This window comes from Bacteroides sp. HMSC067B03 (assembly GCF_001811315.1).
Classification (GTDB): domain Bacteria; phylum Bacteroidota; class Bacteroidia; order Bacteroidales; family Bacteroidaceae; genus Bacteroides; species Bacteroides faecis.
In genome coordinates this window covers 1-411 of the sequence record NZ_KV804503.1, presented here as the reverse complement: position 1 = coordinate 411, position 411 = coordinate 1, and the positions used below count along the sequence as shown (strand labels likewise).

General features: G+C 40.4%; 1 protein-coding gene. It reads right to left on the bottom strand.

Features of this window, described 5'->3' with window-relative positions; genetic code table 11:
• Positions 1 to 4 precede the first annotated feature (4 nt).
• Positions 5 to 411: four helix bundle protein (locus HMPREF2794_RS26130; protein ID WP_246839636.1), on the bottom strand; the 407-nt coding region annotated here is incomplete at its 5' end.

Below are 411 nucleotides of genomic sequence, written 5' to 3'. Positions count from 1 at the left end.
AAGATTATGGCTCTGGCTTTACGGAAGCTGTCTTCTCTTGGGAAGCGGTGAAATTTCGCCACCCTAAAATTTGCTTTTCAACTGACGTGACCATCTCAATGATGTCCGCTGTCGTCTGAATATTGATCAGTTTCCGGTCTCGACATACCCTTAATAAGAGTTTCAATGTATCAAACTTAACAAGGAATTCGTTCAGGTATTCCACGCGACGCGGAAGACTTGAATTTGCATAACGGATCAACTCACAACAGCGAAGGGCAGACATCATAAGTTCCGTACCGAATTCGTACCTGTAATTCTTCGGAAACTTGTCTCTTGCATCGAGTATCAACATTAATAACCGATACATACACTGATAGACTGGTCTGTCTTCTGTCTTTCCCATGTTAATTTTTGATATTTTTAAAATTT